The sequence below is a fragment of the Collinsella vaginalis genome (assembly GCF_900176655.1).
GTDB classification, from domain to species: Bacteria; Actinomycetota; Coriobacteriia; order Coriobacteriales; family Coriobacteriaceae; genus Collinsella; species Collinsella vaginalis.
This window is the reverse complement of the sequence record NZ_LT838843.1, coordinates 591,992-614,928: the sequence shown is the minus strand read 5'-3', so window position 1 is coordinate 614,928 and position 22,937 is coordinate 591,992. Positions and strand designations below refer to the sequence as shown.

Annotated in this window: 25 protein-coding genes and 1 tRNA gene; 15 read left to right on the top strand and 11 right to left on the bottom strand. The window is 64.0% G+C overall.

All coding sequences use genetic code 11. The features are described 5' to 3' along the window. The first annotated feature begins 2 nt into the window (after positions 1 to 2). The 10 genes from pgsA (at position 3) to hflX (ending at position 10,153) form a co-directional block, all read left to right on the top strand. Positions 3 to 611 carry a CDP-diacylglycerol--glycerol-3-phosphate 3-phosphatidyltransferase gene (pgsA, locus tag CAP13_RS04465; protein ID WP_085830413.1) on the top strand — a complete coding sequence of 203 codons (609 nt, stop codon included), beginning with the start codon at positions 3 to 5 and terminating at the stop codon, positions 609 to 611. Between the two features lie 5 nt (positions 612 to 616). Then, positions 617 to 1,141: a CinA family protein gene (locus CAP13_RS04460; protein ID WP_085830412.1), complete on the top strand. Its 525-nt coding sequence runs from the start codon at positions 617 to 619 to the stop codon at positions 1,139 to 1,141. A gap of 201 nt (positions 1,142 to 1,342) precedes the next feature. Continuing rightward, positions 1,343 to 2,464 carry a recombinase RecA gene (gene recA, locus CAP13_RS04455; RefSeq protein WP_085830411.1) on the top strand — a complete coding sequence of 374 codons (1,122 nt, stop codon included), beginning with the start codon at positions 1,343 to 1,345 and terminating at the stop codon, positions 2,462 to 2,464. After that, a complete protein-coding gene (locus tag CAP13_RS04450) occupies positions 2,457 to 3,125 on the top strand; it encodes a regulatory protein RecX (RefSeq protein WP_245798903.1) in 669 nt (222 codons plus the stop codon). The genes recA and CAP13_RS04450 overlap by 8 nt, the downstream gene beginning before the upstream one ends. A gap of 393 nt (positions 3,126 to 3,518) precedes the next feature. Continuing rightward, complete coding sequence (gene rny / locus CAP13_RS04445; protein ID WP_085830410.1) at positions 3,519 to 5,075, top strand: ribonuclease Y; 1,557 nt, start codon at positions 3,519 to 3,521, stop codon at positions 5,073 to 5,075. 1 nt (position 5,076) lies between these two features. Beyond that, entirely contained in the window at positions 5,077 to 6,159 is a 1,083-nt protein-coding gene (locus tag CAP13_RS04440; protein ID WP_085830409.1) for an ATP-binding protein, read from the top strand. An 85-nt stretch (positions 6,160 to 6,244) separates the two neighbouring features. Beyond that, the gene (locus CAP13_RS04435; RefSeq protein ID WP_085830408.1) at positions 6,245 to 6,574 is read left to right on the top strand and encodes a stage V sporulation protein S; all 330 of its coding nucleotides are present in this window, start codon (positions 6,245 to 6,247) and stop codon (positions 6,572 to 6,574) included. A 6-nt stretch (positions 6,575 to 6,580) separates the two neighbouring features. Then, the gene (miaB, locus tag CAP13_RS04430; RefSeq protein WP_085830407.1) at positions 6,581 to 7,939 is read left to right on the top strand and encodes a tRNA (N6-isopentenyl adenosine(37)-C2)-methylthiotransferase MiaB; all 1,359 of its coding nucleotides are present in this window, start codon (positions 6,581 to 6,583) and stop codon (positions 7,937 to 7,939) included. Next, positions 7,936 to 8,859: a tRNA (adenosine(37)-N6)-dimethylallyltransferase MiaA gene (miaA, locus tag CAP13_RS04425; RefSeq protein WP_085830406.1), complete on the top strand. Its 924-nt coding sequence runs from the start codon at positions 7,936 to 7,938 to the stop codon at positions 8,857 to 8,859. The genes miaB and miaA overlap by 4 nt, the downstream gene beginning before the upstream one ends. Before the next feature lies 1 nt (position 8,860). Continuing rightward, the gene (gene hflX / locus CAP13_RS04420; protein WP_085830405.1) at positions 8,861 to 10,153 is read left to right on the top strand and encodes a GTPase HflX; all 1,293 of its coding nucleotides are present in this window, start codon (positions 8,861 to 8,863) and stop codon (positions 10,151 to 10,153) included. 40 nt (positions 10,154 to 10,193) lie between these two features. Here the strand turns inward: hflX and CAP13_RS04415 are convergent, their stop codons facing one another. Both CAP13_RS04415 and lexA read right to left on the bottom strand, forming a co-directional pair. Continuing rightward, positions 10,194 to 10,982: a heparan-alpha-glucosaminide N-acetyltransferase gene (locus tag CAP13_RS04415; protein WP_179184928.1), complete on the bottom strand. Its 789-nt coding sequence runs from the start codon at positions 10,980 to 10,982 to the stop codon at positions 10,194 to 10,196. 3 nt (positions 10,983 to 10,985) lie between these two features. Beyond that, positions 10,986 to 11,624: a transcriptional repressor LexA gene (lexA, locus tag CAP13_RS04410; protein WP_085830404.1), complete on the bottom strand. Its 639-nt coding sequence runs from the start codon at positions 11,622 to 11,624 to the stop codon at positions 10,986 to 10,988. 348 nt (positions 11,625 to 11,972) lie between these two features. On the opposite strand from lexA, the gene CAP13_RS04405 reads away from it, so the two are divergent. The 3 genes from CAP13_RS04405 to dut all read left to right on the top strand — a co-directional run bounded on the left by CAP13_RS04405 (position 11,973) and on the right by dut (position 13,290). After that, positions 11,973 to 12,332 carry a LysM peptidoglycan-binding domain-containing protein gene (locus CAP13_RS04405; protein ID WP_143764884.1) on the top strand — a complete coding sequence of 120 codons (360 nt, stop codon included), beginning with the start codon at positions 11,973 to 11,975 and terminating at the stop codon, positions 12,330 to 12,332. Between the two features lie 69 nt (positions 12,333 to 12,401). Beyond that, entirely contained in the window at positions 12,402 to 12,845 is a 444-nt protein-coding gene (gene nrdR, locus CAP13_RS04400; RefSeq protein WP_085830402.1) for a transcriptional regulator NrdR, read from the top strand. A gap of 4 nt (positions 12,846 to 12,849) precedes the next feature. Next, positions 12,850 to 13,290: a dUTP diphosphatase gene (gene dut / locus CAP13_RS04395; RefSeq protein ID WP_085830401.1), complete on the top strand. Its 441-nt coding sequence runs from the start codon at positions 12,850 to 12,852 to the stop codon at positions 13,288 to 13,290. Positions 13,291 to 13,472: 182 nt separating this feature from the next. Here dut and CAP13_RS04390 read toward each other — a convergent pair whose 3' ends face one another. Beyond that, on the bottom strand, positions 13,473 to 14,669 hold the full coding sequence (locus CAP13_RS04390) for an MGDG synthase family glycosyltransferase (RefSeq protein ID WP_245798901.1): 1,197 nt from the start codon (positions 14,667 to 14,669) through the stop codon (positions 13,473 to 13,475). Positions 14,670 to 14,844: 175 nt separating this feature from the next. On the opposite strand from CAP13_RS04390, the gene CAP13_RS04385 reads away from it, so the two are divergent. After that, complete coding sequence (locus tag CAP13_RS04385) at positions 14,845 to 15,795, top strand: NAD(P)/FAD-dependent oxidoreductase (protein WP_085830399.1); 951 nt, start codon at positions 14,845 to 14,847, stop codon at positions 15,793 to 15,795. A gap of 268 nt (positions 15,796 to 16,063) precedes the next feature. Here CAP13_RS04385 and CAP13_RS04380 read toward each other — a convergent pair whose 3' ends face one another. Continuing rightward, positions 16,064 to 16,930, bottom strand: a complete 867-nt coding sequence (locus CAP13_RS04380; protein ID WP_085830398.1) for a DegV family protein — start codon at positions 16,928 to 16,930, stop codon at positions 16,064 to 16,066. A 142-nt stretch (positions 16,931 to 17,072) separates the two neighbouring features. Between CAP13_RS04380 and CAP13_RS04375 the strand changes: the two genes are divergently transcribed. Continuing rightward, positions 17,073 to 17,684 (top strand): DUF1836 domain-containing protein, encoded by a 612-nt coding sequence (locus tag CAP13_RS04375; protein ID WP_245798900.1) that lies wholly within the window; start codon positions 17,073 to 17,075, stop codon positions 17,682 to 17,684. An 83-nt stretch (positions 17,685 to 17,767) separates the two neighbouring features. Here the strand turns inward: CAP13_RS04375 and CAP13_RS04370 are convergent, their stop codons facing one another. From CAP13_RS04370 to CAP13_RS04340, 7 genes are all read right to left on the bottom strand, one after another. After that, positions 17,768 to 19,174: a Sapep family Mn(2+)-dependent dipeptidase gene (locus CAP13_RS04370; RefSeq protein ID WP_085830397.1), complete on the bottom strand. Its 1,407-nt coding sequence runs from the start codon at positions 19,172 to 19,174 to the stop codon at positions 17,768 to 17,770. 155 nt (positions 19,175 to 19,329) lie between these two features. Then, positions 19,330 to 19,863, bottom strand: a complete 534-nt coding sequence (locus CAP13_RS04365) for an adenine phosphoribosyltransferase (RefSeq protein ID WP_085830396.1) — start codon at positions 19,861 to 19,863, stop codon at positions 19,330 to 19,332. An 11-nt stretch (positions 19,864 to 19,874) separates the two neighbouring features. Further along, on the bottom strand, positions 19,875 to 20,720 hold the full coding sequence (gene ftsR / locus CAP13_RS04360) for a transcriptional regulator FtsR (protein WP_085830395.1): 846 nt from the start codon (positions 20,718 to 20,720) through the stop codon (positions 19,875 to 19,877). A gap of 2 nt (positions 20,721 to 20,722) precedes the next feature. Next, positions 20,723 to 21,157 (bottom strand): FHA domain-containing protein, encoded by a 435-nt coding sequence (locus CAP13_RS04355; protein ID WP_085830394.1) that lies wholly within the window; start codon positions 21,155 to 21,157, stop codon positions 20,723 to 20,725. A 33-nt stretch (positions 21,158 to 21,190) separates the two neighbouring features. Then, positions 21,191 to 21,913 carry a CDP-alcohol phosphatidyltransferase family protein gene (locus tag CAP13_RS04350; protein ID WP_085830393.1) on the bottom strand — a complete coding sequence of 241 codons (723 nt, stop codon included), beginning with the start codon at positions 21,911 to 21,913 and terminating at the stop codon, positions 21,191 to 21,193. A 285-nt stretch (positions 21,914 to 22,198) separates the two neighbouring features. Beyond that, positions 22,199 to 22,275: transfer RNA gene (locus tag CAP13_RS04345), tRNA-Pro, on the bottom strand. 156 nt (positions 22,276 to 22,431) lie between these two features. After that, on the bottom strand, positions 22,432 to 22,937 hold a 506-nt coding region (locus CAP13_RS04340), incomplete at its 5' end, for a phosphopantothenoylcysteine decarboxylase domain-containing protein (RefSeq protein WP_281248979.1).

Genomic DNA, 22,937 nt, shown 5'->3' with positions numbered 1-22,937 from the left:
CGATGGCGAGCACCCCTCAACGCGAGCTGAACTCGATCTGGACACCGGCCAACGTGGTGACCTGCATCCGCATCGTCTTCATTCCGGTATTCATGATCGCAGCCCTGCTCAGCGCAGGTCCCGACGGTGTCGGCGGGGGCGCGGCGGCATGGGTCGCCTTCATCCTCTACGTGCTGCTGAGCCTCACGGACAAGGTCGATGGCATCCTCGCGCGCTCGCGCGGCGAGATCACCGATTTCGGCAAGTTCCTCGACCCCATCGCTGACAAGCTGCTCGTCTTCTCCGCCCTGCTGATCCTGCTCGATCAGGGGGTCGTGAGCGTCTGGGCCGTCTTCATCATCCTCACCCGCGAGTTCCTCGTGAGCGCGATGCGGATGGTTGCCAGCGCAGCCGGCCGGGTCATCGCAGCGGACAGCCTGGGGAAGTGGAAGACGGCCACCACGATGGTCGCGCTCTCGGGCTTCCTGCTCTGGGAGGCCCTGGGTACGAACCACGTCGGCCTCATCGTCTACTGGTTCTCAAGCGCGTGTTTCCTCGTCGCCGTCGTGCTCACGGTCATCTCGGGTGCCCAATACCTCATCGGTGCCCGCGACATCATCTTCAAGCCGTGACGGGTATGAAAGACGGATCAGCGGCTCCTGCAGGGACCCGGGACCTCGCCCGCGCCCTTGTTGAGGGGGCCTGCGCAGCCGGCCTCACCGTGGCCACGGCGGAGTCCTGCACCGCCGGTATGGTGGCCTCCCTCATCGCAGATGTGCCCGGGGCCTCGGAGGTGCTCCGCGGCGGGGCCGTGACCTACTGCGATGAGATCAAGCACCGGGTCCTCGGGGTCTCAAGCGAGACCTTGGAACGGTACACGGCGGTGTCCCCCCAGACCGCGCGCGAGATGGCGCTCGGCGCCCGCTCGCTGTTCTCAACCGATATGGCAGTGAGCCTCACCGGCTATGCCGGTCCCGGGGGAGGCACGCCGGAGGATCCCGCGGGCACGGTCTACATCGGCCTCGCGGACGCGCACGGCGTGACCGTGGAGCGCGGCTCGTTCGCAGGCGGAAGGAACGAGGTGCGACGCGCCGCCGCAGCGCGGGCGCTCGAGCTCCTCATCGACCGTGTCGCGAGATCATGTGGTTCCGATGGCGATTGATGCCGTGCGTGTCCAATGCGGTGCGATCTTCCCCTGCTTTGAGCTGCGCCGTTAGATCGAGTGCGGTGATTTGGGAGATCCGGCACAGTCTCCACGGCCCCTGTGTTAGCTCAGCCGTCTTAGGATGTCACTGAACAGCTTGCAACGAACGAATGTTCGTAGTAGGATGGCTGGGTACCGCATGAGATAAAGGAGTGCCATATGGCGAAGAACTCAGGCCCCTCGAAGGAGATCCACGAGCGCACCACCGGTGAGGAGCGCGAGAAGATGATCGCATCAACCCGGGCGGCCATCGAGAAGAAGTTCGGAGACGGCTCCATCATGAAATACGGCGAGGGCGGCCCTCAGCTCGAGGTCGAGGCCATCCCCACCGGCTCCCTCGCACTCGATTGCGCCCTCGGCATCGGCGGCGTCCCGCGCGGCCGCATCATCGAGATCTACGGGCCCGAGTCCTCGGGTAAGACGACCCTCTCCCTGGAGATCCTCGCCGAGGCCCAGGCCATGGGCGGCGTCGTCGCCTTCATCGACGCCGAGCACGCCCTTGACCCGAGTTACGCCGCGCGCATCGGCGTCGATATCGACGAGGTCCTCATCTCGCAGCCGGACACCGGCGAGCAGGCCCTTGAGATCTGCGACATGCTCGTCCGCTCGGGCGCCATAGACGTGGTGGTCATCGACTCCGTGGCGGCCCTCGTGCCCCGTGCCGAGATCGAGGGCGAGATCGGCGACACCTCGGTCGGCCTCCAGGCCCGTCTCATGAGCCAGGCCCTGCGCAAGCTCGCCGGATCACTCTCCAAATCAAAGACCACCTGCATCTTCATCAACCAGCTGCGTGAGAAGATCGGCGTCATGTTCGGCAACCCCGAGACCACCACCGGCGGCCGCGCCCTCAAGTTCTTCTCCTCCGTCCGCATCGACATCCGCCGTATCGAGAGCCTCAAGAACGGCTCGGAGATCATCGGCAATCGGGTGCGCTGCAAGGTCGTCAAGAACAAAGTGGCCGCCCCCTTCCGATCCGCCGAGTTCGACATCATGTACGGCACGGGCATCTCGAAGGAGGGCTCCATCCTCGACATGGGCGTCGATTTCGATATCGTCAACAAGTCGGGTGCCTGGTACACCTACGAGCAGGAGCGTCTGGGCCAGGGCCGCGAGGCCGCGAAGGAGTTCCTGCGCAAGAACCCTGCGCTCTCCGAGGAGATCGAGCACCGCGTGCGCGTGGCCTCAGGCCTTGATTTCGAGGACGAGCCGGTGGGGGAGGCCCTTGAGATCGCAGATGCGCCCGAGGGCGATACCATGAGGGAGACGGGCGCACGTGCCTGATGCCGTCGCCCTCGAGGTCCGGCTCCCCGAGCGCGGTGCCCGAGCGGCCATGGGGCCCTCGGCCAAGAAGCCCATGGCCGAGGTCTCGGTCATCCTCGCTGACGAGACTCGTCTTGAGATCGTCGTGCCCGTGCGGGTCGGTCGGCTTCTTATGGAAGGAGAGCCCCCGCTGCCGGCGGAGGCAGACGAGATCTTCTCTCACATCCATGCTCTCGAAGCCCGTGTCGCCATGACGCAGGTCACGGAGATGCTGGGCCGTCGTGATCACAGCATCGACGAGGTGCGTGTCAAGCTCCGACAGTACGGCTACCGCCCTGAGGAGATCGAGCCCGTGCTCTCCCGTGCGCAGGAGCTCCGCTACCTTGATGACACCCGGTTCGCCGTGTACTTCGTCGAGGAGCGGAAACGGCGCGGGTGGGGGAGGCGCAAGATCGAGCTCGAGCTCTCCCGTAAGGGCATCTCCCCAGATGATCTCCTCGGATATCCGGACCGCTTCTTCAGCGAGGATGAGGATCTCGAACGGGCGCGCGCCCTGCTTGACCGCAAGTCGATACCGGCCGCCCGCCCGTTCGAGAAGCTCGTCCGCTTCCTCATGGGGAAGGGGTTCTCCTACTCCCTCGCCGCCGACGCCGTTCACGGGAGGCTCGGGGAGGAGGAGTGATCGGTTGGACGCAACCCGGTCGCTCGAGCGTCCGAAGGGTTCGCCCGACTCCATCCGCACGGTCCGAGGTGCATCCCACTCCGGTCAAGCGCGTCGGCGGGAACGTGCGCTCAGGCGCTTCTCCGTCAGCGTGTCCCCCCATCCGCCGCGTGCCCTCTTCATGCAGGACCGCTCATCCTCGTCATGCCCGCGCACACCGGGCTCCATTGACAAAAACCCTACGTTACCGTAGGATTAAACGGTCATTTGTTTCATGTTTCGCGCTCATCGGAGCGGAGATCGATACATAGTTCACCGCAGTTTTCCGGTCGAACGCGTATAGGCAAATGCAACGCCCACCTGCTTTGCGGATGGGCGTGTTCTGATGCAGATTGATGTTGAAGGAGTACAGCAATGGAGCTCATCATCGCCGCCGGCATCATCGGCCTCGCGCTCGGTGCCATCGGCGCGGTGATCGCCTTGCGCACGGCAAAGTCCGGCACCATCCGCGAGGCTGACAACAAGGTCAAGTCAGCCCACGCAGAAGCTGAGCAAGTCGTGAGCGAGGCTCGCCGCACCGCGGAGACCCTCAAGAAAGAAGCCCTCCTCGAGGCTAAAGAGGAGATCATCAAGAACCGTCAGGCCGCCGAGGCCGACGACAAACAGCGGAAGATCGAGATCCACAATCTCGAGAACCGCGTCATGCAGCGCGAGGAGTCGCTCGACCGCCGCAACGACGCCCTCGACAAGCGCGAGCACCAGCTCTCGAGCCAGCAGGGCAATCTCGATCGACGCAGCCGCGAGCTCGAGGACCTCTACCAACGGCAGACCGCCGAACTCGAGCGCATCTCCGACCTCACCCGTGAGGATGCTCACAAAGAGCTCCTCGACACCGTGCGCTCGGAGGTCACCCACGAAGCCGCCGCCATCATCCGCGAATCTGAGCAGCAGGTGCGCGCCGAATCGCAGAAGACCGCTCAGGAGATCATCTCCCTGGCCATTCAGCGCTGCGCCTCGGACCACACCGCCGAGATCACCGTCACCTCCGTGCACATCCCCTCAGACGATCTGAAGGGTCGCATCATCGGTCGCGAGGGGCGCAACATCCGCACGTTCGAGCAGGTCTCCGGTGTGAACCTCGTCATCGATGACACCCCTGAGACCGTGGTCCTCTCAAGCTTCGATCCCGTCCGCCGCGAGACGGCCCGCGTCGCCCTCGAGAACCTCATCGCCGACGGCCGCATCCACCCCGCTCGCATCGAGGAGATGTACCAGAAGGCGGCTTCCCTGGTTGAGCAGCGCGTCCAGGAGGCCGGTGAGCAGGCTGCCTTCGACTGCGGCATCCACGAGCTGCACCCCGAGCTCGTGAAGACCCTGGGAGCGCTCCGCTACCGCACCTCCTTCGGGCAAAACGTGCTGCGCCACTCGATCGAGGTGGCCGAGCTCTGCGCGATCATGGCCGAAGAGCTGAAGGTCGATGCCCGCCTCGCCAAGCGCGCCGGCCTCCTGCACGACCTCGGCAAGGCCATCGACCATGAGATCGAGGGCCCTCACGCGGTCATCGGCGCCGACCTCGCCCGTCGTCACGGGGAGCGCCCAGTCATCGTCCACGCCATCGAGGCCCATCACGGAGACATCGAGCCCAACACGGTCCTCGACGTCCTCGTCCAGGCCGCCGACGCCATCTCGGCCTCCCGCCCCGGCGCGCGCCGTGAGTCCGCGGAGAACTACATCAAGCGCCTCGAGAAGCTCGAGAAGATCGCCAACGGCCATGAGGGCGTCGAGCGCACCTACGCCATGCAGGCGGGTCGAGAGGTCCACGTCATGGTGCAGCCGGACAAGATCTCCGACGCCGCCTCCACGGTCCTCGCGCACGATATCGCGCGTCAGATCGAGGAGGAGATGGAGTATCCCGGGCAGGTGCGCGTCGTGGTGATCCGCGAGAGCCGCGCGACGGATATCGCGAAGTAAGATGGCTGACGCCGCGGGTCTCATCTCGTTCATCGCATCCATGTCCGGCGAGGGGAACCTCCGCGTCGAGGAGAACCTCGGCGCGGGGTTCGTGCGCCTGCGCATCTCCGAAGCAGAGCGGCGCCAAGCCAAGCACGATATCCAACATGTCGAGGATATCGTCATCGAGATGCTTCGAAACGCCCGCGACGCCGGCGCCACATCCGTATACATAGCCACGACGAAGGAGGAGGGTGTCCGCACGCTCCTCTTCTTCGACAACGGCAGCGGTGTTCCTGCCGATATGTCGGAGCGCATCTTCGATGCCCGCGTGACCTCGAAGCTCGAGACCATGCACATGGACCGCTGGGGCGTCCACGGGCGCGGCATGGCCCTGTTCTCCATCAGGCAGAACGCCCGCGAGGCGGTTCTCACCACCTCGGGAGACGGGCTCGGATCGGCGTTCCGCGTCGTGGTGGACCTCGAGGACCTTCATGAGCGGGCCGATCAATCCAGCTGGCCCCAGGCGGTGAAGAACGATGAGGGCGCGTACGTCTGCTCGCGCGGACCGCACAACATCATCCGCGCCGCCTGCGACTTCGCCCTGGAGGAGCGCCATGGCTGCGATGTCTACCTGGGAACGCCCACCGAGATCGCGGCGACCCTCTACGCGCAGGCGACGGCGCATCTCGACGCGAGCCGCCTCCTGTTCCTCGATGACACCGCTGACCTGCCGGTGATCGACCGGCTCGGCGGCGCCGTGGACGCGGCGGATCTGATCCAAATCGCGGCAGGCCTCGGAATCGAGATATCGGAGCGGACCGCGCACCGCATCATCGCCGGACAGATCGCTCCGGTGCGCAGCGTCGCCGCGAGGCTCCTGCGCGAGCGCGACCACACGAGGACCCCCGCCTCCATCGACCTCGCGCGCGATCGACGCGGTCTCAAAATCTCCAAGGATGACCTCTCGACCTTCTCCCGCTCCCTCGAGCGCGACTTCTCCAAGCTCGCGGAGCGCTATTACCTGAACCTCGCCGGCAGCCCGCGCATACGCGTCAGCAGAGAGCGCATAACCGTCACCTTCGACCTCGGTCAGGAGGAGTGAAGCCCTTGCCCACCGCCTGACCTTACGATAGAGTTACCTCAGATCAACGCAGCAGAAACTCACAGCAGAAACGCAGGAGAACCACGTGGAGTTCCTCAAGATCTCTTCAAAATCATCCCCCGCATCCGTGGCCGGCGCCATCGCCGGCATGGTGAAGGACGGCGTGCCCGTCAACATGCAATGCGTGGGCGCCGGTGCCGTCAATCAGGCCATCAAGGCCATCGCCATCGCACGTGGTTTCCTGATCCCCACGGGTTTCGACATTTCCTGCGCACCGGTCTTCTCTGACATCCTCATCAATGGGGAGTCGCGCACGGCTATTCGCCTTTCAGTCTACGTACACCATCTCACGGCTGCGGGCATCGAGCCGGCGGCGCGCGCCGCCGGCCCTGAAGACGTCAAACAAGTTGGATAGAACCTTATGCCCCAAACAACGCTGAGCGGCAAAACCTACTGCATCCGCACGTTCGGATGCCAGATGAACCTGCATGACTCGGAGCGCGTGAGCGGTCTTCTGGACTCGCTCGGCGCCCTTGAGGTCTCCGGACCAGCTGAGGCCGACATCGTCGTCTTCATGACCTGCTGCGTCCGCGAGGCCGCTGACACGCGCCTGTACGGACAGTGCAGCTCATGCAAGAGCCTGCCCGCACCACCCAGCGGGCGCCGTGTGATCGCCGTGGGCGGCTGCATCGCGCAGCGCGACGGCGAGGGGCTCCTCACCAACGTCGACAACGTCGACGTCATCTTCGGCACGCATTCGATCGCGCACGTGGGCGATCTGATCGCCGAGGCCTTCGAGGGAGGCGGCCGTCAAGTCCGCACGGAGGAGCACGAGGAGTCCGGGGCCACCAGCATGCCCTGGCATCGTGCCACGTCCTACCACGCCTGGGTCCCGATCATGACCGGGTGCAACAACTTCTGCAGCTACTGCATCGTGCCCTATGTGCGCGGCCGCGAGAAGAGCCGCCCCATGGAGGAGATCCTCGACGAGGTCACCATCCTCGTGCGCAAGGGCGTGCGCGAGGTCACCCTCCTCGGCCAGAATGTGAACTCCTACGGGCGCGATCTCTTCGGCGCCCCGCGTTTCGCCGAGCTCCTGCGTCGGGTCGGTGACACCGGCATCGAGCGCATCACTTTCACCTCCTCGCACCCGAAGGACCTGCTGCCTGAGACCATCGACGCCATGGCCGAGGTGCCGGCCGTCATGCCGCATCTGCATCTTGCCGTGCAATCGGGATCCTCGCGCGTGCTCAAGCTCATGAACCGCCGATACACGCGCGAACGCTATCTCGAACTCGTCGACGCCGTCCGGGACCGGATACCCCGAATCGCGCTCACGACCGACATCATCGTCGGCTTCCCCGGAGAGACCGAGGAGGACTTCGCCGAGACGCTCTCACTCGCTGAGCGCGTGCGCTACGCCCAGGCCTTCACCTTCATCTACTCAAAGCGCGCGGGGACCCCGGCAGCCGAGATCGAGGATCCTACGAGCCGCGATGTCATCCTGGAGCGCTTCAACCGCTTGGTGAAGGTCATCGAGACCACCGCCTTCGAGTACAACCAGGGGTCGCGCGAGACAACGGTCGCTGCCCTCATCGAGGGTGCATCGAAGAAGGACGCCACGAAGCTCCAGGGCAAAAGCCCCTGGAATCAGACGGTGCTCTGCCCGCTTCCAGCAGGTGCCCGCATCGACGACTTCGTGGGGAAGGTCGTCGACGTCCGCGTTGACACGGCGCGCACCTGGTACCTCTCCGGCGAGATGGTGGGCGGGCCTCGATGAGCGAGGCCGCCATCCTGGCGATCACCGGTCCGACGGCGGTGGGGAAGAGCGCGGTCGCCGAGAAGGTTGCGCTCGCCCTGGGGACCTCTGTCATCTCCGCGGACGCAATGCAGGTCTACCGGGGGATGGATATCGGCACGGCCAAGGTTCCCGCTGCTGAGCGCCGTGTCCCCCTGGAGCTCGTCGACGTGGCTGAGCCGCTCGATGCCTATTCCGCCGCCCTCTATCAGCGTGATGCGCGCGCCCTCATCGACGCCGCCCTATCTGTCGGACACGCCGCCGTCCTCTGCGGGGGAACCGGTCTCTACCTCCGCGCGGCCCTGGACGACATGAGGTTCCCCTCGGGTGAGGTCGGCGACGAGGATCGCGATCGCTATCAGCGCCTCGTCGCGAAGATCGGCGGGGACGGTCTCCATGCTCTCCTCATTGAACGAGACCCTAAGAGCGCGGCCGTCATCCACCCGCACAACGTGCGCCGTTGCATCCGCGCTCTCGAGATGGCCGATAGGGGCATCTCGTATGCGGAGCAGTCGTCCGGCTTCTCCCACCCGAAGCCGTGGTATCCAGCGCGGTATTTCGCCCTCACCATGAATCGCGCGCGGCTGTATCAACGCATCGATCGGCGTGTGGACGCCATGGTCTCCGCTGGCCTCGTTGACGAGGTGCGCGGGCTCATGGACGCCGGCGCCGCACCGGCGCTCACCGCCCGGCAGGCGATCGGCTACAAGGAGATCATCGACGCCCTGGAGGGTCGTGGCTCGTTTGATGAGGCCATCGAGCTCATCAAGCGCCGGAGCCGCCGGTATGCGAAGCGACAGCTCTCCTGGTGCCGCGGTGACGAGCGGATGATCTGGCTCGATATGGACGAGCTCACCGTGGACGATGCGGCCGAGCGTGTCCTTACGGTTGCGGGAGCCTGATATGGCGCGGTTCACGAGTGTCCCTACGGCCCCGAAGCCCGAGCGCGCCCTGCTCATGGGCGTTGAGACCCGGCATGACACCTGGCCTTTGGATCGTTCCCTCGATGAGCTCGAGCGGCTCGCTGAGACAGCCGGTGCCGAGGTCGTGGGTAGGCTCACCCAGCGCCTCGATCACCCGGTTTCCCGCTCCTACATCGGCTCGGGCAAGGTCGAGGAGCTGCGGCACATGGTCGGCAGCCTCGAGGTCGATGTCGTCATCTTCGACGACGATCTCACGCCCTCCCAGCAGTCCTACCTTGAACGTGCCCTCGGTGAACCGTTAAAGATCATCGATCGAACGGCTCTCATCCTGGACATCTTCGGCTTGCATGCGCGGACTCGCGACGGACGGCTGCAGGTTCAGCTCGCGCAGCTGCAGTACCTGCTCCCGCGCTTGCGCGGCATGTGGAGCCATCTGGCGAAAGAGCAGACCCGCGGCGGTATCGGCAGCCGGTTCGGGCAGGGTGAGAGCCAGCTCGAGGTCGATCGCCGCCTCGTCCGCAACCGAATCGCCGCACTCCGCCGGCAGCTCCGCGAGCTTGAACGCCGGCGCGGGGTTCAGTCGAAGGAGCGCCTCGGTTCCGCTGCCTGGCGCGTCGCCCTCGCCGGGTACACCAACGCCGGCAAATCGACCCTCTTGAATCGGTTGACCGGCGCCGAGGTGCTCACCGAGGACAAGCTCTTCGCGACCCTCGATCCCACCACGCGAGCCTACACCCTGCCAGGCGGACGCCTTATGACGCTCACGGACACGGTGGGGTTCATCCAGAAGCTCCCGCACAACCTCGTGGACGCCTTCAAGTCAACGCTCTCCGAGGTGCTCTCGGCCGACTTGATCTTGAAGGTCGTCGATGCCTCCGACGAGGACTGGCAGCGCCATCTGAGGGCCGTGGAGCGCGTGCTCGCGGATATCGGCGCCAACGAGCGCCCCGCGCTCACCGTGTTCAACAAGGTTGACCTGCTTGAGGAAGAGGACCGTCGCGGCCTCGCCGCGTCGAATCCCGGAGCCGTGCTCTTCTCCGCCGCGACCGGGTACGGGATCACCGAGCTCCAGGAGCGCTTGGCACGTGAGGCGGCGAGCTCCGACCGGCTCATGAGCGTCCTTGTGCCCTACCGCGAGGCGGCGCTTGTCAAAGTGGTCCACGAGCAATGCCAGGTGCTGCAGGAATCGTATGAGGGGGAGGGCACCCGGCTCACCCTCAGGGCCCCACAGCGTCTAGCCGCCCGCCTCACCCGCTTTGAGCTCGATCACTAACGTAGGCCCTGCGACGGACCGCATGCCGTCTTTGGCCGCCTCAGAGCGGACTGACCCCAAACGGGGGCAGCACCGAGAACAGGGCGATGAGCAAAGGCTGATGTGCGAGGTAGATGATCAGGCTATGACGGCCGATCCACGCGAGGACGGGAAGGTGTTTCGCGTGCATCCATGCGGGGTACATCCCGCCGGACCGCTCCGCATGAGCACGGCTTGCGAAGGAGCCTGCGAGGTACATGAAGGTGAAGGGGATGATCGGGTAGTAATCACCTGAGCTGAAGCCCGGAGCGGGGAGACCAAGCCAGGCTAGCCCCCCAACCGCGTACGTGCCGCGCGGAACCCCCCAGAGAAGGCCGAACAGCAGGAGGCAGACGGCTACCGCGGGGAGTGCGGGTAGGCGCGCGAAGACGCGTTTCAGCATGGCGAAGATGAAGGTCGAGGCCGCCATGCAGAACAGGATGCCGAAGCTCACCGGCGTGTCGACCGCCGCCCAGGTCGTCGCCAGCCAGATGCCCGCCGCCGCGGCACCGTACACAGCCGCGCGCCGCAGGTTGTCTCGCGTAAAGGAGGTCATCCAACCCGCGAGGAAGAGGAAGACCCAGCTGATGGACGCCCGCCAGACATCTTGGACGGGACCCATGGTGAACCAGGGGAGCGGAGCGCCGTAGAGGTAGGCGAGATCGTAGCTCGCGTGGAAGAGCACCATGGATACGACGGTGAAACCGCGGAGTATATCGAAGAATGCGATATGCCCGTCTGCCCGCGGCTCCGCAGCGGGTTGGTGATCATGCCGTTGGCCAGACGGACCGCATGCCGTCTCTGCATCCATATGCTAGAACCGACGAAGCAGGGCGACGACCTTGCCGAGGATGGTTGGGTTCTCGGCGTATATGGGCTCCATGGCGTCGTTCTCAGGCTGCAGGCGAACGCGGCCGCGCTCCTTGTAGAAGGTCTTGACCGTTGCCTCGCCCTCGATCATGGCGACCACGATCTCACCGTTCATGGCGCTCTTCTGCTCGCGCACGATGATGAAGTCCCCGTTGAAGATGCCGGCGTTGATCATGGAGTTGCCGTGCACCTCCAGAACGAAGGAGCTTGAGTCCGTGGCGATCTCGACGGGGAGCGTGAATGTGTCCTCTACGTTCTGCTCGGCGAGGATGGGGATGCCCGCGGCGACGCGGCCCACGAGCGGAAGGGAGACCGTCGCACGGTCCGGTGCGCTCGAGACCGTGGCGAGTTTGGCAGAGGTTCCATCCTCGTTGAAGACCTCGAGGGCACGGGGCTTCGAGGCATCGCGTTTGATGAGCCCGTGGTCCTCGAGGGCGCTCAGGTGGGCGTGCACGGTGGAGGGGGAGGAGAGCCCCACCGCCCCGGCCATCTCGCGGACGCTCGGCGGATAGCCGTTCTTCTTCTGGTAATCCTTGATGTACTCATAGATCTGCAGCTGCCGTTGCGTGATCTTACGCGCCATGAGCCTCGAACCTCCCTGATCACCTGTTCGCTTCATGATCCAAACAGATGTTCGAATTTTTCTTGACAGGAACAACTGTTCGAAGATAATGATACACGAACACTCGTTCCCGTGCCAGAACTTTTGTCCGCACGAGTTGCTATACCTCTAGTCGAGACACATGCTGAGAGGAGCCGCCATGAGCAATGCCACTTACACGCAGGGCAACCTCGCCCTCACCCTTCCCGCATCCGCGCCCAAGCCCGCCTTCACTGTCATAGAGGGGGGTCGCCGCCGGGAGCCCGTGCAGGCCCCGCGTCCGGTCGTCGTTCGCACCGCGCCCCAGCGCGCCGGNCCACCGTCCGCATCGTGGCGTGCGCCGCCCTGGCGATCGTCATGCTCGGCGGCCTTCTCACGTTCGCGTTCGCACGGAACCAGGCGGTTGCAAGCGCCGTCGCTGCCATCTCCTACGAGGAGGTCACCGTCGAGGCGGGGGATTCCCTCTGGTCCATCGCCGCAGCGCATCCCGCGCAGGGCCTCTCAACCGATGAGCTCGTGCAGGTGCTCCAGGAGCGCAACGGCCTTGAGCGCGCGGGCCTCACCCCGGGCCAGGTCATCGCAGTGCCCTCGCAAAGCCGAGGGATGACGCCGAGGAGAGCTCCGTTGTTCGGCGTGCCATCTGCGCCTGCGCACGGCGGTCATTCGGATGGACCACGAGGCAGGCGCTGAGCCCCGGCCCATCAGCCGTGGTATCCTGTATCGACGTACCGGATGCGTGTTGCGAGGTGAGGAGGAGCCATGCACTGCCCAAAATGCGGCGGGGATGACACCCGCGTGATAGACTCGCGCATGCAGGATTCCTCCAACGCGGTCAAACGGCGGCGCGAGTGCCGCGCATGCGGGCACCGCTTCACCACCTTTGAGCGCTGCGAGGATCCTATCGAGGTGATCAAGAGCTCCGGGATGAGCCAACCCTTCGACCGCAACAAGCTCCTCGTCGGCCTCATGCGCGCCACCGCGAAGCGAGAGATCGACATCAACCGCTTGAACGCCCTGATCGACGATATCGAGCGGGAGCTCCGTTCGCGCATGCGCACCTCGGTGACCTCGCATGAGATCGGGGATCTCGTCCTCAAGCGGCTGGAGCCCATCGATAAGGTTGCATACATCCGCTTCGCTTCCGTGTACCGAGATTTCAAAGACGTCGATGAGTTCCTTTCGGAGCTCGATAAGCTGAGGTGAGCCCATGGATATCTCCGTCCGCATCAAGCGCCTCGATCCCACGGTCGAGCTTCCCTCCTATGCCTACACCGGGGATGCCGGCCTCGATCTGCGCGCTAACGAATCCGTTGAGATCAAGCCTCATGAGCGCGCCCTCATCTCAACCGGTCTCGCCATCGCCCTGCCCGATGGATACGCCGGTTTCGTCCAACCGCGCAGCGGCATGGCCCTGAAACGGGGCCTCTCCATCGCCAACACACCCGGTCTCATTGACGCCCATTACCGCGGAGAGCTCAAGATCATCTGCGTGAACCTCGATCCCCATGAGGCCATCCAGATTGAACACGGCGAGCGCATCGCCCAGCTTGTGATTCAGGCGGTGCCCGCGGTAACCCTCATCGAGACAGACGAGCTTGATGAGACCGATCGCGGCGCAGGTGGATTCGGGTCAAGCGGAGCCAAGTGAGCGCAACAGACCCCGTTCAAAACCAATCTGACCTCAACCAAGCGGTCCTATTTCAGCTGACTCCGGCATGAGCTGCTGGTAGCGTCCCGCCTTTGGTCATAGCGGTCCGCATCTTGGTTACAGGTTTGGCTTCCGGTGCGGAGAGGTCTTCCAACAGATCGCCTCGCACATCCATCGGACCGTCAGCGAAGGTGCGCCGGCTTTCCGCCCCAGTAGAACTCCGCGAAGTGCCGCTCGCGCTCGATGGGCACGCCCACGAGCTCCATGGTCGCGCTCACGATGTCCTCCGCGGCACGTGGGCGGCGCAGGGCGCTTGCGTTCACCAGCAAGGCGTCCAGGGCCTCAGGATGCTCGTGCAGGCGCCCGAGGATGGATACGAGCTCGGCGGCCGTCGTCGCATGCATACTCGCACCGTACGAGGTGAGGAGCGTGGTGTTCGCCTTCTCCTGGCCATAGGACTTCCCCAAGAGTACCATCGGCAGCCGCGCGCAGAGGCACTCGGTGACCGTGAGACCCCCTGATTTCAAGATGGCCAGGTCGGACGCGTGCATCAGGGAGACCATGTCGTCCACATAGTCGAGGACCGTCACGTTATCGAGGCCCATGCCGGCGAAGATGGCTTTGAGGTTGCCGGAGTAGACCGTGTCCCGACCCGGTAGGAAGACGAAATGCATCCGATCGAAGCGCCTGAGGTAGGGGAGGGTCTGCTCGATCGCCGCACGGAAGAGCACGTAGGGCTGGGGGAGGCTCGCCCCGGCCATGATGAGGACGATCTGCTTGCCGTCGGGAAGTCCGAATTGCGCCCGGCATGCCGCCGGATCATCCTCGCGCTCGAACCCATGGCGCACGGGGATGCCGGTGATGCGGATGCGCGCAGGCTCGACCTTGCGGGGGCGCAGGGTCTCCGCCATGAAGTCCGTTGCCACGCAGAACAGGTCCGTCTCCCGGTGGGGCCACCAGCCCTCGATCTCGTAATCGGTGGGGACGCAGACCACCGGGTAGTCTATCCCCGTGATCATGCGCGCCCCGACGGCGACGTTCGCAGCGGTGATATGGGTGCAGATCACCGCCACCGGCTGCTTGGCGCAAACGTACTCGTTGAATGCGGGGAACATGACCTTCGACCACCCGGTGCCACCACCCCAGAGCAAACGGCCGGTCAAGGTGTAGCGCCAAGTGAGGTCGTAGACGGGGCGCGTCGCCCCGGTGAACGAGGCCGCGGTCTTGTTGCCGTCGAAGGGGATGCGTCCGAAATCGAGGATATCGAGGACCTCGACCTCGACGTCAACGGGGACCCCGTGGGTGCCGCGCAGGCGGTCGACCGCCTCGGCGATTGCCGCAGCGGCAGCCTTGTGACCTGAGCCGACCGATGCATGCATAACCGTTATAACCGGGTGGATGATCGTCTCATGTCCTTCGGGCGACTGGTTGGTCATGGGCTCTTTCCAACGGTTGCGGCTGAATTGCGTACGTTCCATTGTATACGGATTGCCGCAACTCATGATTTATGCAAATGGGTATCAACTGATAGGTCAAACATTGAATGGAGGAACGATGAGCAACACCTATCCCTTTGACCTCGCGATCATCGGCGGTGGACCAGCGGGTTACACGGCTGCTCTCTACGCTGCGCGCGCGAGCCTGCGTCCCATCGTCATCGAGCAGGGCATGCCCGGCGGGCAGATCGCCACATCCGACGAGATAGACAACTACCCAGGAATCCCCATGATCTCCGGTGCCGAGATGGGCACCAAGATGCAGGAGCATGCGGAATCCGCGGGCTCAACCACGAAGTACGCCATGGTGACGGGTCTGACCCGCACTGAGGCGGGCACCTTCAAGATCGCCACGGACCAGGAGGAGATCGAGGTCCCGGCTGCCATCATCGCCACCGGCGCCACGCCGCGTCCCGGAAACTTCAAAGGCGAGGAGAGCTACCGGGGAAGGGGCGTCTCATACTGCGCCACCTGCGACGGCATGTTCTACCGCGGTAAGCACGTCTTCATCATCGGCGGCGGGAACACCGCGGCCGAGGAGGCCATCTACCTCTCGCGTATCGCGAGCAAGGTGACGATGGTGATCCGCCGCGATGAGTTCCGTGCGCCCCGCGGCATGGTCCAGCGTGTCCTCAAGCAGGACAACATTGAAGTTCGGTACCTTACTAGTATCGTCGAGGTGAGCGGGGAGGGCATGCTGACTGACATCACGTTCAAGAACAACGAGACCGGTGAGCTCACCCATGAGACCTATGACGCGGGCTCCTTCGGCATCTTCGTCGCGACGGGTTACCTGCCCAACACCGACCTGGTGAAGGATTTCGTCGAGCTTGCTCAGGACGGTGGCGTCGTCGCCGATGAGAACATGGCGACGAAGACCCCCGGCCTGTATGTGGCGGGCGACATGCGCCATAAGAACCTGCGCCAGGTGATTACCGCCGCATCTGACGGTGCGATCGCTGCAACGAGCGCATACCATTATCTAGAGGAGACCGGCCAGCTCGACTGAGCACGACCTGACTCAAGCTATCTGAGGTGAGCCTCGGATTCGATGCCGTTTTGCCGAGGGACGCGGTCAAGGCAGTCAGACCTTGAACGCGTCCCTCTTCTTATCTCTTTATTTCTGATAATATATGTTATGTAAAGTAGATAGGTGAAAGCAAAGGGTGCAGACGCGGATACGTGCGCCTGCACCCCCTCTCGTCGGTAATACTCACTCCAGAGCACGCGAACGTCTTGCCCAATGCGCCCCAGTGCCCGACTGATCCTGTCTCTGCCTACCAACCGTAGCCGATGATCAGTCCGGATTCCTCGGCGTAATACGAGCACAGGGCCCCGCAGGCGATGACCTCAACCTCAGCCTCCGGCCAGCGTCCACGTATCGATGCGGCGAGCGCTTCTGCACCGGCGAGGTTGCGCACGTGGTCGATGTACACCAGACCGCCACGGTACCCGTCGCCCTCCATGGCGTCCATGATCTTGCGGTACATCTTCTTCTCGCCGCGCGTGGGCCCCACGATCTTGATCGTCCCCTCAGGACTCGCGGTGCCGAGGATGCGGATGTTGAGCTTCGTGGCCACGGCGCCAACCAAACGGGGCATCCGGCCGCTTCGCGTGAGGTTCTCATAGTTGCTCAGGGAGAACAGGACCTGCGAGGAGGCCTCAAGACGCTCCGCATAGGCCACCGCCTCGTCGAAGCTCGGGCCCGTCGCCAGATAGCGATCGAGCAGCCGCACGATGACCTCGAGCTTTCCCCCCGTTGCACGCGAGTCCAGCACGTAGATGTTCTTATCTGCGATGCTGCCGGCATGCTCGCGCATGTAGTCGTCCATGACCATGTTGCGCGCCAGGCAAGCGGCCTCATAGCTCCCTGATAGATTCGATGAGATCGTCACCGCGATGACGTTGTCATAGGCGCGGAAGATCTCAGCCCACTCCCCTGCGCTCGGGCACGAGCTCGATGACGCGACCTTCTCAGCGGCCATCTGCGTGAGGAAGGCGTCAAGGTCAAGGGCCTCGTCATCGGTGTGCTCCACACCGCCCACGTTGACCTTCAGGGGTGCGAAACGGTATGCAACGCCCGAGGCGGTGGGCGTGAACGAACGAAGATTGCAGCTTGAGTCAGCGGCGATGCACCAAGACATAGGGACCCTTCCATCGAGGCCTGCAGGGACCAGTATAGCCACTTTCAGAATCTAGTATTGAAAACGAGGTGAACGGTTGATCGAAACTAGGAATTCCCCATCAATTGCGCTAGCCTATATACGGTGAGACGAGGGAGGATTTATGAGCGCATCGCGAACCGTCATCCCCATGTCGGACATCTCAGCGAAGATCACCCCGCGTGATGTGGCACCTACCGTACTGCCCGACGACTTCCTGCAATCTGAGATCGCGCAGGCGGCTCTGAGCTTCCACCTGCCCAGCTTCTCCAACCTTCCTGATCTTCCGCTCTACCGCGAACAGGTCATCAGCTATATCGAGAAGACCCTCTCCCCCTTGGACGACGTCGTCGACGGCGCATGGCTGACGCCGTCTATGATCAACAACTACGTGAAGCTCGGCCTCGTGCAGGCCCCGGTGAAGAAGCTCTACCAACGGGAGCAGATCGCACGTCTGCTGCTGATCTGCATCTTCAAGCAATTTCTCCCCATCGCCGCCATCGGACGGCTTCTGCGACTGCAGGTGATGAGCTATCCGAGCGACATCGCCTTCAACTACGTCGCAACTGAACTTGAAAACGCCCTGCGCGCCGCCTTCGCCCCCGACGAGCCGCCGGCACCCGATACAGCCCGCCGCGTCACCCGGGAGTCCCTCCTGGTAAGAAGCGCGGTGTCGGCCTTCGCAGCCAAGGCGTACCTGATGGCCTACTTTCGATTCTCAGGCTACGAGGACTGAGCGGGGCGAGCATGAAACGGGGGGTGGGGGCCGATGCTCCCACTCCCCTATCCGTATCTGTTCAGATACCAGCTGCGTCGGGACTAGTACGTGATCTCCATGAGCTCCTTGATCGCGAGGATGTAGATCTTGAGCGCAGATTTGAGCAGATCCTCGGAGACGCCCTCGTCATCGCCGTGCATGGGGCCGACCCAGGCGGGATCCTCGCGCCAGGGCATCTCGGGGCCGAAGGCGGCCGCGTTCTTGAACTCGCGCGCGTAGGTGCCGCCGCCGATCGTGAAGGGTTTGCGGTCCTCGCCGGTGACCTCGTTGTACACGCGGATCAGACGCTGGATCTCCTCACCACTCGGATCGATGTAGAAGGGCTCCGTGTCGTTGTCCGTCGCGTAGGCGGCGTCGAACCGAGCGGCCGCGGCGCCGAGCGCCTCCTCGAACTGCGCGCGGCTGAACGTCGTGGGATACCGGGAGTCCACGGACTGGTGGATGCGGCCGTCCTCGATCCAGGCCATACCGCCGATGACGGTCAGCTCGCCGAAGAGGTCGTCCGAGGTGGCGATGCCCACACCCGCACCGGTGTAGTCGTCGATCAGGGTCTTCTGGAGCTCGAGGAAGCGTCGCTCGGCGGCCGTGACGAGCTCGTTTTCAAGCAGGTAGTCCACGAGCATGCCGATCGCGTTCACGGTGCCGGCCGGCTGGCTCGCATGCCCGCCGCGACCCTTGGCCGCGATCAGGACCAACCCGTCGGCGGCATCCGAGAGCGTGATGCCATCCTTCGCCGGGAGGGCTGCGCGGTCGGCGCGGATCGTCACGCTCGCATCCGTGGGGATCGCATTGAACGCCTCACCGGCACGCCAGTGGGCGATCTTCCCGTTGACGATCGGGCCGGAGGTGAAGACTCCCTGGTAGATACCCTTCTCTCCATAGCAGACCGGGAACTCGGCATCAGGGGTGAAGAGGAAGGTCGGCTGATCGAAGTGCTCAAGGTAGTACTCGACATCCTTGAGCGAGGTCTCCTCGTTGGAGCCGAGGATCATGCGCATGGTGTAGGGGAAGCTGACCCCCTGCTCATGCCAGTAGCGCATCGCGTAGAGCCCCACGACGAACGGCCCCTTGTCATCGAGGGTGCCGCGGCCGATCAGGTAACCGTCGCGACGGGTCATCTGGTGGGGGTCCTGGGTCCAGCCGGGGCCGCAGGGAACGGTATCGAGGTGAGCGATCTGGCAGATCTTCTTCGTGTCATCGGCGCCCGGGTAGTCGGCGGTGCCCACATAGCCCTCATGGTTCTCAGCCTGCATCCCCAAACGACGGCAGAGGTCGAGCCCGGCATCGAGGGCAGCCCGGGGACCGGGGCCGAAGGGTGCGCCGGGAGCTGCATGCTCGAGGTCCTCCTGGCTCGGTATATTCACCAAGGTCTCGATCTCCGAGACGATGGTCTCCCAGTTCTCATCGATCCAGGCGTCGATCCGCTCATTCAACTCCGTATCTGGCATGGTCGATCCTTTCTTCGAACGGTCCGCTCATACGCCTCTAGCATATACGAGATCCATCGTGTTCTATGCATCGAACCGACGAGCGACGGATATGGTCGGTAAACGAAGGGCGGACCGATCTCGGCCCGCCCCGGTCAGCATCATGTGGATGTGGCTTAGTCGACCTTCACCAAACTGTAGAGCTCGTGGTCGCCTGCCGTGGCCAGCGTCACGCGCGGGTGCAGGAAGGTGAGCTCGAGGATGCAGGCATAGCCGACAAGTTCGGCGCCGAGCTCCTGGACGAGCTTGCCCGTTGCGGCCGCGGTGCCGCCGGTCGCGACCAAGTCATCGACGATGAGAACGCGATCGCCCGGCTGGATGGCGTCCGCGTGGATCTCAAGCGAATCCGAACCATATTCAAGATCGTAGCTCACGGAGCGGGTCTCGCGAGGAAGCTTGCCGGGCTTACGGGCGGGAACGAACCCGGCTCCCAGCTCGTAGGCGACCGGGGTGCCCGTCATGAAACCGCGCGCCTCGGGCCCGACCACCTTGGTGACCCCGGAGGCGCGGAAATGGTCGGCGAGGTCGCGCACGAGGGCGCGGAGGCCATCGGGATCGGCGAAAAGCGGGGTGATGTCCTTGAAGATGACACCGGGCTCCGGGTAGTCCGGGATGTTCGCGATCAGGGACTCGTATGAGATCTTGGTCATCAGCTTGCCTTTCATCGGGCGCGTTTGGTGGAGGGGCGGTGGGAGACGGATGTAGCACGCTCCCCTGCCGGTGCGTTTGCTGCTTGGGTGGCCTTGGAACGGGCGGTGATCGCATCGTCGACGGCGTCCACATCGGCGTCATCGACCTCGGCGTTCAGCGACTCGAAGACCCGGTTGCGGATGAGCGCCGTGCGCACGCCGTCGGTGAGGTCGTGCAGCTTCGTGAACGCGCGCTCGAGTTTCGAGGCACGGTCCTCATCGGATGTGTCCATGCCGAGCATGCCGATCAGCACCTGCTCGAACATCGTGGACTCGCGGTTCGCGGCCGACACGTACTGACGCAGGTTGCGGGGCTCGATATGGAAGCGGGAGAGCTCGGATGCGTAACGGATGATCACGAACTCGCGACCGTCGACGAGCTCGCGGTTCTGCGGGCTCTTGATGATGCGGATCAGGTCGTTCTCGGCGAGCGAGCGCAGAAAGGAGATCTCCACTCCGAGGAGGTCGGGCAGGTCCTCGATCGGATGGAGCTTCTGCTTCGTCTCCTTGGGCTCCGTCTTCATGGGGGCGTCGGAGAGCAGACCCACCTCGAAGGCGAGCTGCGAGAGGTCCGGCGCGTTGTCAAGACGGTCCTTGATCACGTTCAAGGGCATGTACCGGGTCTTCTGAAGATGCAGGATGACCTCGAGGCGATCGACGTCCTCCTTCGAATACTGGCGGTAGCCCTTCGGTGTGCGGTGCGGGGTGATCAGGCCCTCGTCCTCAAGAAAGCGGATCTTGGAGTTCGAGAGATCGGGATAGGCCCCGCGCAGCAGGTTCACAACCTGCCCGATGCTCAGGTAGCTGCGCTCGGCCACACTCACTCACCGGTTTCGATGATAGCCGGCGCGCTCTCATGGTAGATGAGGGTGAAGGTTCCGATCTGCACCGATGAGCCGTCATGCAGCGGGGCGGAGTTCACGATGGCGCCATCGACCCAGGTGCCGTTCAGCGAGCCGAGGTCCTCGATCACCATGCCCGCGGGGGTGCGCATGATCTTGGCATGGCTGCGCGAGACGGTCATGTCGTTCAGGAAGATGCCGTTCGCCGGATCGCGCCCGACGGTGGTGAGATCGGCCTCGAGCTCGAAGACGTTGCCGGTCTGCGGGCCCTTGATGATGGAGAGAACCGGCGTGGTGATCCGGGCGCTCTTCAGGAGATCGGGTGCGGTCGCGTCGTCGATGGGAATGCGGAAGACGCGCGTGGAATCGACCGCTTCGCCCGATGCGGGCTGGTTCTGGAAAGTATCGGACATAGCAGGCTCCTCTGCGCGAAGGTAAAACGGGTTCTATTCTACCCCAGCGCGATCGGTTTCTATAATTTCTGGATTAAGGTAGTCCTCCTCGGACTCAGGGTGCTCGATCGCTCGGCGGCAGGCCTGATACCCCTTGACGGTGTAGATTCCTGCGGTGATGAGCGAGAACGGAATGCCGAGGTAGACGAAGAAGATCCCCAAGGGCGCCGCGGTGAGGTTCAGGCCGGGAAGCCAGGACATGCCGACGCCCACCACCCCCAGGCCCTCGATCACGGGGAGGCCGAGGAGCATGAGGGTGAACCCGGACATGAACAGGGCCGTCGCGATCTTGCCAGTATGCACGACGTCGATGGGGCGCCGATGATAGTGGCGGACGATGAGGCTGCCGATGGCGAGGTAGACGTCACGGCCGATGATGACGGCGCAGATCCAGAACGGCAGCTCGCCTCGGACGACAAGGCCGAGGACCCCGGTGAAGAGCAGGGCGCGGTCTACGATGGGGTCCATCATCTTGCCCAGCCAGCTCACCGTGTTCGTCATGCGGGCGATCTGGCCGTCGAGCCAGTCCGTGGACGCGGCGATGGCGTAGACGAGCAGGGCGACGTACCGGTTGAAATCGCTGACGAAGAGGTAGAGGAAGACGAAGGTGAGCAGCAGGCGGATCAGGGTGATGAAGTTCGAGATGGTGAAGATCCGGTTCGATGGGTAGTCGGAGGTGCCGATGAGCTCCTTCTTGATCTTCTTCCTCAGACTCACGGCACTCCCCTGTTGAAGCCGGATACAGACTGTGTAATTTTACCCAGTTAGCGGCAAAATGACCACGTTTTGACCCGTGACTCCAGAATCTCTGTGGACGAAGGGGGCCCGATATCGCGGGTTCTGGGCGCGTGGGACGCGTGTGTCCTCCACGTCCCACACGAGACGGCTCGGCAGACCGTGCCCGCGGTACGCGCGCTCCCATGCGAGAACCAGGGCACCCGGCATTGCCTATCAAGATAATAAAAAAGCCAGAGGGTCGATACCCTCTGGCTCACGCTTCGATGGTCGGGACGACTGGATTCGAACCAGCGACCCCTTGACCCCCAGTCAAGTGCGCTACCAAACTGCGCCACGTCCCGAAGCACTGCTCTCGCAAGCAGCACGGTATACTGTACTCAAGTTCATCCCCGCATGCAAGAAGGAATTTCGTTTTTCACGCCGTGCCCGGCGCAGCCAAGGGGCGGGGTCGGAGCCGGTCGACGCGCCCTGTCGCCCCTGTTGCCGTGGGCAGCCCTTCAACCCCGGCGCAGCCCGCTGACGCGCGTCAGGATCTCCTCGGCAGCCTCCCGTTTGGACATCAGCGGCAGCTCATCGGCGCCTCCGTCGGTGATCCAGGTGATGGCGATGTCATCGGTCCCGAAGCCCGAGTCCGCACGCGACACGTCGTTCGCGACGATCGCATCGCAGCCCTTGCGCGCGAGCTTCTCCCGGGCGTGACGGAGCACGTCATCGGTCTCGGCGGCAAACCCGATGACGGTTCTGTCCCCCTTCCGGGCGCTCATGGTGGCCAGGATGTCGACGGTCTCGGTGAGCGGGATCGCATCGAGACGCTCGGCGGTCTTCTTGAGCTTGTGGTCGGCGACGCTCGCCGGCGTGTAATCGGCCACGGCGGCGGCGGCGATCAGCACAGTCGCCGCATCGAAGCGCTCATCGACCGCAGAGAGCATGTCGGCGGCGCTCACCACGTCGACGAGCTCGACGCCGGCGGGCGCTGCAAGGGCGGTTGGTGCGGAGATGAGGG

Excerpts from the sequence above, each read along its gene's own strand:
- CAP13_RS04380 (WP_085830398.1), bottom strand. The coding sequence starts at position 16,930 with ATGTCTTGGTGCATCGCCGCTGACTCAAGCTGCAATCTTCGTTCGTTC.
- CAP13_RS04390 (WP_245798901.1), bottom strand. The coding sequence starts at position 14,669 with ATGCATGCATCGGTCGGCTCAGGTCACAAGGCTGCCGCTGCGGCAATC.
- lexA (WP_085830404.1), bottom strand. The coding sequence starts at position 11,624 with ATGGCGCGTAAGATCACGCAACGGCAGCTGCAGATCTATGAGTACATC.
- CAP13_RS04370 (WP_085830397.1), bottom strand. The coding sequence starts at position 19,174 with ATGCCAGATACGGAGTTGAATGAGCGGATCGACGCCTGGATCGATGAG.
- CAP13_RS04415 (WP_179184928.1), bottom strand. The coding sequence starts at position 10,982 with ATGGATGCAGAGACGGCATGCGGTCCGTCTGGCCAACGGCATGATCAC.
- CAP13_RS04355 (WP_085830394.1), bottom strand. The coding sequence starts at position 21,157 with ATGTCCGATACTTTCCAGAACCAGCCCGCATCGGGCGAAGCGGTCGAT.
- CAP13_RS04440 (WP_085830409.1), top strand. The coding sequence starts at position 5,077 with ATGGCTGACGCCGCGGGTCTCATCTCGTTCATCGCATCCATGTCCGGC.
- miaB (WP_085830407.1), top strand. The coding sequence starts at position 6,581 with ATGCCCCAAACAACGCTGAGCGGCAAAACCTACTGCATCCGCACGTTC.
- CAP13_RS04460 (WP_085830412.1), top strand. The coding sequence starts at position 617 with ATGAAAGACGGATCAGCGGCTCCTGCAGGGACCCGGGACCTCGCCCGC.
- miaA (WP_085830406.1), top strand. The coding sequence starts at position 7,936 with ATGAGCGAGGCCGCCATCCTGGCGATCACCGGTCCGACGGCGGTGGGG.
- nrdR (WP_085830402.1), top strand. The coding sequence starts at position 12,402 with ATGCACTGCCCAAAATGCGGCGGGGATGACACCCGCGTGATAGACTCG.
- rny (WP_085830410.1), top strand. The coding sequence starts at position 3,519 with ATGGAGCTCATCATCGCCGCCGGCATCATCGGCCTCGCGCTCGGTGCC.
- dut (WP_085830401.1), top strand. The coding sequence starts at position 12,850 with ATGGATATCTCCGTCCGCATCAAGCGCCTCGATCCCACGGTCGAGCTT.
- hflX (WP_085830405.1), top strand. The coding sequence starts at position 8,861 with ATGGCGCGGTTCACGAGTGTCCCTACGGCCCCGAAGCCCGAGCGCGCC.
- recA (WP_085830411.1), top strand. The coding sequence starts at position 1,343 with ATGGCGAAGAACTCAGGCCCCTCGAAGGAGATCCACGAGCGCACCACC.
- pgsA (WP_085830413.1), top strand. The coding sequence starts at position 3 with ATGGCGAGCACCCCTCAACGCGAGCTGAACTCGATCTGGACACCGGCC.
- CAP13_RS04385 (WP_085830399.1), top strand. The coding sequence starts at position 14,845 with ATGAGCAACACCTATCCCTTTGACCTCGCGATCATCGGCGGTGGACCA.
- CAP13_RS04365 (WP_085830396.1), bottom strand. The coding sequence starts at position 19,863 with ATGACCAAGATCTCATACGAGTCCCTGATCGCGAACATCCCGGACTAC.
- CAP13_RS04375 (WP_245798900.1), top strand. The coding sequence starts at position 17,073 with ATGAGCGCATCGCGAACCGTCATCCCCATGTCGGACATCTCAGCGAAG.